The organism is Myroides sp. LJL116, assembly GCF_054871685.1.
In genome coordinates, this window is sequence record NZ_JBTXLR010000009.1 from 165,017 (window position 1) to 171,016 (window position 6,000).

Sequence of the window (6,000 nt, forward strand, 5' to 3'; positions counted from 1 at the left end):
TCAACATCAAATACTTTTTGAGATGTAAAATAAACGTTCATTAAATATTCAATACTAAATATAGTCAGTAAACTTAAAACAAAATAAATTTTATTTTTTGTTTTAAGACAGTAATATAATGGAACAGAAAATAATATTATGTCAACAATTGGAAAGAACAAAACTATGGACTTCATAATGGAGTTCATAACTTTGTTCGGAGAGTAAGTTAAGCTTAAAAATTTATCTTTGAAATATAAGTTGTACAAGAAATAACTACGATGCTGACTTTAAGTATCACGCAGTAAAATTAGCTAATGAAAGAAAAAAACAGATTCAAATTAGCCAGGGAATTAGATATCAGTCCAACATTATTATACAAATGGTGTTCAGAATAAAAGCAATTTGGTCAAGGTAGTTTTCCTGGAAATGGTAATAGAGTTTTGAAGAACTAATATTGTTTCTACGCCTTTATTATTCAATAGTAATAAAGATTTTTTAAAACCTATAAAGTTGTTTAGTATGAACTTCGAAAACCCTTGTAGCAGACTTAAAAAAAGAGAAAGCAATATCCCAAACAACCTTAGCAAGTCAATAGAAGATTCACATAAAATGTATTGAAAAAACAGCAAATGCGCTCGGGAGATAGTTTAGTAGATATTTTTATAGAAGATAATAATTTAGACGATATAAATTCTACCGTCAAATCAATTATGGGGAAAGTTCAGCTTATTGAACATCTTGACGATAAACAAAAAGAATCTATCTTTAGTATTATAGATATGGCAATTTATAAACTTAAACAAACGCATTCTAATGCCTTACATTTATAAACTTAAACAAACGTATTCTAATGCCTTACATTTATAAACACAAAAACGCCAAGCTACACGGCCTGTCGTTTTTACTATTTTTCTACAGCACCAGCAAGATGCTGACGCCAGGGTGGGGGTCTTTTTTTAAAAACCAGTCTCTTTACAAACGTATTGAGGCTGTTGGGTTATTTACTATAAAAGAAAGCCATATATAAATAGGCTAAAAATATAATAGCATAAATAGATATATAAGACTTTGATTTATTCATTTTTAAGTATAAAAGATAAACATGTATTATTCCTATTAAAAAATAAGCACATTCGAATATAAAAACCTTATTTACATTGTATTCACCTCCAGTCCCATATATACCAATATAGAAGAGACCCATAATGAAAAATAAAGTTACACAAACTATTAAGTTAAGTATTACCGCAATTAATATTTTCATATTTTTTATTTAACAGTTACCTCCATTGCATATTGATTTTTCATAGTCTTTACAAAATTATCTATTGCATCCTGACTTGTGTTCCTTTCTAGAAATGAAGATGTGAAAGCTTTTAAATTATTCTGAAAAGCTGTAATATAATGTGCTTTGAGAACCATTTCCTCCCTTTTCCTTCATCTGAGATAAAAACTATTTTAAGTCCACCCATTTTGCTTGCTGACAACCAATCATTCTTGTGATTTATTGAATAACCATCAAAATCTGCTGTTAAAGGATTTATATCTCGATAAACAAACCTTATAGAACCTTTAGATTCACCTTTTGAAAGAACTTCCGATTCAAATCTAGTAACACCTCTCGAAAATCCCATTGCGTAATTAATCCAGGTAGCTTTAGCTCCTGAACTACTAATTATTATTCTTATGAGATGATTAGTTTCTCGACGAATCTACTACCTGATTCTTCTCTACATCTAGAATTCTATCCTTTCAAATCTCTTAAATACATCTACATTAGTTGAACGTGTTACCATTTTTATCAGTAGCGTAATTTTCAAATATATTTAAATCTATATACTCTGTACTTGTTTTAACATCTTTAAATTTAACAGCATCAGATTTATAAAGAATAACATTGTAATCATCAGAATAATCATTTATTTCTAATTCTTCTGGTAGGTTATTTACAATCTCATATTTTTCTCCCTTTCCCATTGAGTTTCCTTGATCCCTTACTATCATTTTATTAGGAATATCATTAGAAAAATAAAGTGTTAAATACTGTGTATTAGTCGCTTTTATATAATTTTCAGAGGGCTTGAATACTCCGTAATACTTACTGGGGATAATGTAACATTTGCCTCCTAAACGTTTCCAAACGGTTACACATTTATCATTTGATACACAGTAAAAAGTACGGGATTGGTCGTACCATGCTAATAGCAAAACTGGAATTACTATAAAAAAGCACATTATTTTAAATAATATTTTCACCTTCTTGCCCCTAGTGGTAATGGGTTTGTTATTTTTTGCCATTGTCTTTCTAATCTAAATTTTTCAAAAAAAATGCACTCCTAAAATAAAATAATATCCTACCTTTTTCACTTCTCTATCTTTTATAACTTTTTGATTTTCTTAAAGTACTCACCCCTCCAGAAAATTTTGCACCAAATTTCCCCAACTAAAAAATATGCCAGAAAAACACCTAGTGCCATAACTTCACTAACTATGGCAGATACCTCCAAATATAATCCAATAGCATGAACATTTTCTTTTGAATTTATATTCATCTTTTCAAAATCTAAAAAAGAGGAGTATTCTATGTTAGTACCAATACATAATCACTAGCATGTATTAAAATCTTTAATTAAAGGACACTCTTTGGTTAGAGCATTTATGAGCCACCCCAAAAGAGTAATAATAAATAAACAACACACGGATTCCTTTGTTTTTCAAATTTCTCACTCTAAGGATGCTTTTTAACTATGCTTTCTTTATTACTATTCCAGTCGCCTTTAACCCGATATAACTTATATAATCTACCTATCCCAGGATCTTCAAATTTTTAAAAAAAGAAAAAGTAGAGTATAAAAGTATTTTATACTTTTGATATCAGAACATATCTATAACACTATCAATATACATTCTCCATTCTGGTCTATCAGAGTATTGGGCATATCTTTCTGCTTTATTTATACCAATTGTATATATTTCACAGACAGCGTCCATCTTTATACAAGAAATATAGTTGGGTTGTCCTACCAAACACCCTATATACAAGTATCTTTATAATTCCTTACCTGAATTATTAGTCAAAAGGCTAACAAACTCATCTTACTACACTATCAGAAAGTTCATTTTAAACTCTTGTTACTGCCAACTACAAGCCCTTTAACGTTTACTTGAATCACTTATCTAATAGCTACAAAGAAAGAGCTAAAGGTTATAAATAAAATATAACACCTCTAAAGCATCTTCTCTATTTTGTATTTTAACTTGAAGTATTTCAACAATCGGCATATTATTTTCTGATAATGTTATTTCATTCATTAAGTGATTAATCTCATTAATAGCATAATCACCTCCTTTTAAATAATAGTCTAAAGCTATTTTATAAATATTCTCTTCTTCGGTGAATTGTGTATACTTGTATTTATCAGAAACAGTTTGTAAAACAATATCAGTATTATTTGAATTATACTTGACTTCTATCAGAGCTCTTAATAGTTCAATCATAAATGAGTTTGGTTCATTTAAGGTTGTAAATACAGATAATGCATCCTTTACCCTTCCCATTTGATATAGAAGCTTTATTTTTTCAATTTTATAAAAATCATCCTTGTTCACTTTAATCAGTTCATCTATAAAAAGAACAACAGAATCTTGTTTTTCTTTAGAGTGAGGTTCTAAATTCCACTTTTCGTAACTCTCTATATAATTATCTTCTATTTTTGATAACTTAATATTTTCAGATTTATTGCAGTTGGTAGTAATCATGAAAACCCCAATTAAAAAAAACATTTTTGACATTGTTGAAACAATTTAAAAATTTTAAAAAGATATACCCGTTTTTTTATCAATAATAGCGCAACTATTAACTGTAATAACCTACGAAGCTAAACGCTACTTAGACATAGTCCTAGTTAATTGGCTCTTTCAAATTCTTAGTTAGATAGTGGGTTGCATGTCCTTTTGGTCTATCTTTCAAAGTTGCTACGAGTTGGTAACCATTTTTTTCATAGAATGGTTTTGCTTGCCAACTTGTAGTTTCTACAAATGCTTTTTCACAATTATTTTCTATCGCAAATTGTTCAGCTATTTTGATTAAGCTATTCCCTACTCCTTTGCCTCTACACTGCTCAGAAAGCCATAGTAGTTCAATATGTAAAGTATTCCAATAACAAATTGCTCTTATACCTCCCACAATTTCTTCCTTTTCATTTCTTGCAAATACTGAAAACTTAACTTCAGCTTCATTAGGTTCAAGTTCTGGTATTGTAGTTTTATTATAGGTTGTTATTCCATCTCTTAAAACTTGGGCGTCTTCTTCTTTTGGATTAGTGGTTAATTGAATCTTCATTTGGTAGTTATTATGTTAGTGTAACCTTATATATAAAAATCAGCACTGATATAATTAATACTAAATACTAGTATTAGAAATTTAGAGTGAATAGTAATTTTTATTTCCTTCTTTTCTAGAAATCAATGTTCCATCTTCCGTTAAACTTCCTAATACACTAGATAAAGTACTACTTGTAACTTCTTTATTTATTTTATTTTCCTCCAAAAGATAAGTTCTCACCTCTGCTGTTGTCTTTTCTTTTTTGAAAAATCCCTCTTTAATCAACTCAAATAGGTGCTTTGTAATCAGAACCTTTCTTTTTCTTTCTTCCCCTAACACCCGAATTGGAATCATAGGTATATTTAATTCTATAAGGGTTTGAAACGGATACTGGACAGATTTTGCATACTCAATATAAGAGTCAAATTTCGAAGCAGAGCCTTTCTCTACTTTAATAACACTACTCCTTGAAACACCACTCATGTATACAATATCTTTAAGAGTATACCCTAACTCCTCTCTCTTTGCTTTTAGAGCCTGACCTAATTTTTCTTTGTATGACATTTAATTCTTTTTAAGCCAAAAAAAGTTTTTATACTAAAACCTTTTTTGTTGGGTTTATTTTTGTATATTTGTATATAATTAATCAGCAGACATATAAGCATTAGCTTATTCAACGATGTTAACTCGGTATGTAAAGTCCTAAAATTGCCAACGAGGTAACCGTGATGTCGCTCCATGTATAAAAGTTTCGTACTTTTGCTTTACATGTGAGCGGTCCTCACGTACGCTCTCAATGGCAATCAAGTTTACTTGATAGGAATTAGGACTCCTACATATTGAGAATTGTGAGCCGCTCCTTGTTTTTACAAGAGAACAGATTCCACTATAAAAAACATCGTTCATATAATCTATGTGAGCGATTTTTTATTTTTTAGACATTTTAAAACGCCTATATAAAAAGGGGGTTCTATAAATGCTTAATTAATAGTAATTAAATTACTCCTTAGTACGTATTACAAGGATTAATAGTCTACGATGTATTTCGTTTTATTGTAATGCGGCTTTGCTCAAAACACATGTGTTTTAAGTAAGACGGTTTTATTTTTCGATTCGCACTCTAAAAGTATAGCCTTTCTTGCATTTTTCCAAAAGGAAAATGCCAATACATAAGTAATTGAGAAAGTATGAAAATTTGGGTAGCTGAGTAATTTACTTAGCTACCTAGAGAAAAAACAAGAGTGTAAGCCAGACAGTATTTCGTTATAAGCCTGCACTTTAAAATATTTGCCTAGTAAGTTTTTTTGCTTCTCTCCCCGATGAGCAATTACTAGGAAAAGACGTAGTATCTTTTTAGAACACTACTGTCCTATTATATTCACTATGAAGAAAGTCTTTTTTGACGTCCACTTCTTTATAGTCTGTGATCATTAACCGTCCAAAATGAGGCTATTTGCAGTTTAACTGCTGTAGTAAATCAGCTATTGCATCCTTGCTTAAATGGAGTTTCCACCTCAGCATGGAATATATAGCTATACCTCAGCTTTGGTCTTAATCACAACAAACGTCCACCGAATTTACTTCGGAAATTTCAATTATTATTTTACAACAAACTTATTTAATCAATTTAACCAACCATTACATCTATGATGAAAACATCTGTTGGTAGGTAAGAGTTATCCCTATTGATTCAT

General features: G+C 29.8%; 6 protein-coding genes. 1 reads left to right on the forward strand and 5 read right to left on the reverse strand.

Features of this window, described 5'->3' with window-relative positions:
- Positions 1-611: 611 nt before the first annotated feature.
- The gene (locus ACYSNM_RS08650; protein WP_461756532.1) at positions 612-812 is read left to right on the forward strand and encodes a hypothetical protein; all 201 of its coding nucleotides are present in this window, start codon (positions 612-614) and stop codon (positions 810-812) included.
- A gap of 546 nt (positions 813-1,358) precedes the next feature.
- Here ACYSNM_RS08650 and ACYSNM_RS08655 read toward each other — a convergent pair.
- The 5 genes from ACYSNM_RS08655 to ACYSNM_RS08675 all read right to left on the reverse strand — a co-directional run bounded on the left by ACYSNM_RS08655 (position 1,359) and on the right by ACYSNM_RS08675 (position 4,870).
- On the reverse strand, positions 1,359-1,616 hold the full coding sequence (locus tag ACYSNM_RS08655) for a hypothetical protein (RefSeq protein WP_461756533.1): 258 nt from the start codon (positions 1,614-1,616) through the stop codon (positions 1,359-1,361).
- A 142-nt stretch (positions 1,617-1,758) separates the two neighbouring features.
- Positions 1,759-2,280: a hypothetical protein gene (locus tag ACYSNM_RS08660; RefSeq protein ID WP_461756534.1), complete on the reverse strand. Its 522-nt coding sequence runs from the start codon at positions 2,278-2,280 to the stop codon at positions 1,759-1,761.
- 900 nt (positions 2,281-3,180) lie between these two features.
- The gene (locus ACYSNM_RS08665; protein WP_461756535.1) at positions 3,181-3,741 is read right to left on the reverse strand and encodes a hypothetical protein; all 561 of its coding nucleotides are present in this window, start codon (positions 3,739-3,741) and stop codon (positions 3,181-3,183) included.
- Between the two features lie 142 nt (positions 3,742-3,883).
- Positions 3,884-4,324 carry a GNAT family N-acetyltransferase gene (locus ACYSNM_RS08670; RefSeq protein WP_461756536.1) on the reverse strand — a complete coding sequence of 147 codons (441 nt, stop codon included), beginning with the start codon at positions 4,322-4,324 and terminating at the stop codon, positions 3,884-3,886.
- Between the two features lie 81 nt (positions 4,325-4,405).
- Complete coding sequence (locus ACYSNM_RS08675) at positions 4,406-4,870, reverse strand: helix-turn-helix domain-containing protein (RefSeq protein WP_461756537.1); 465 nt, start codon at positions 4,868-4,870, stop codon at positions 4,406-4,408.
- Positions 4,871-6,000: the final 1,130 nt, after the last annotated feature.

Excerpts from the sequence above, each read along its gene's own strand:
- ACYSNM_RS08650 (WP_461756532.1), top strand. The coding sequence starts at position 612 with ATGCGCTCGGGAGATAGTTTAGTAGATATTTTTATAGAAGATAATAAT.
- ACYSNM_RS08655 (WP_461756533.1), bottom strand. The coding sequence starts at position 1,616 with ATGGGATTTTCGAGAGGTGTTACTAGATTTGAATCGGAAGTTCTTTCA.
- ACYSNM_RS08660 (WP_461756534.1), bottom strand. The coding sequence starts at position 2,280 with ATGGCAAAAAATAACAAACCCATTACCACTAGGGGCAAGAAGGTGAAA.
- ACYSNM_RS08665 (WP_461756535.1), bottom strand. The coding sequence starts at position 3,741 with ATGATTACTACCAACTGCAATAAATCTGAAAATATTAAGTTATCAAAA.
- ACYSNM_RS08670 (WP_461756536.1), bottom strand. The coding sequence starts at position 4,324 with ATGAAGATTCAATTAACCACTAATCCAAAAGAAGAAGACGCCCAAGTT.
- ACYSNM_RS08675 (WP_461756537.1), bottom strand. The coding sequence starts at position 4,870 with ATGTCATACAAAGAAAAATTAGGTCAGGCTCTAAAAGCAAAGAGAGAG.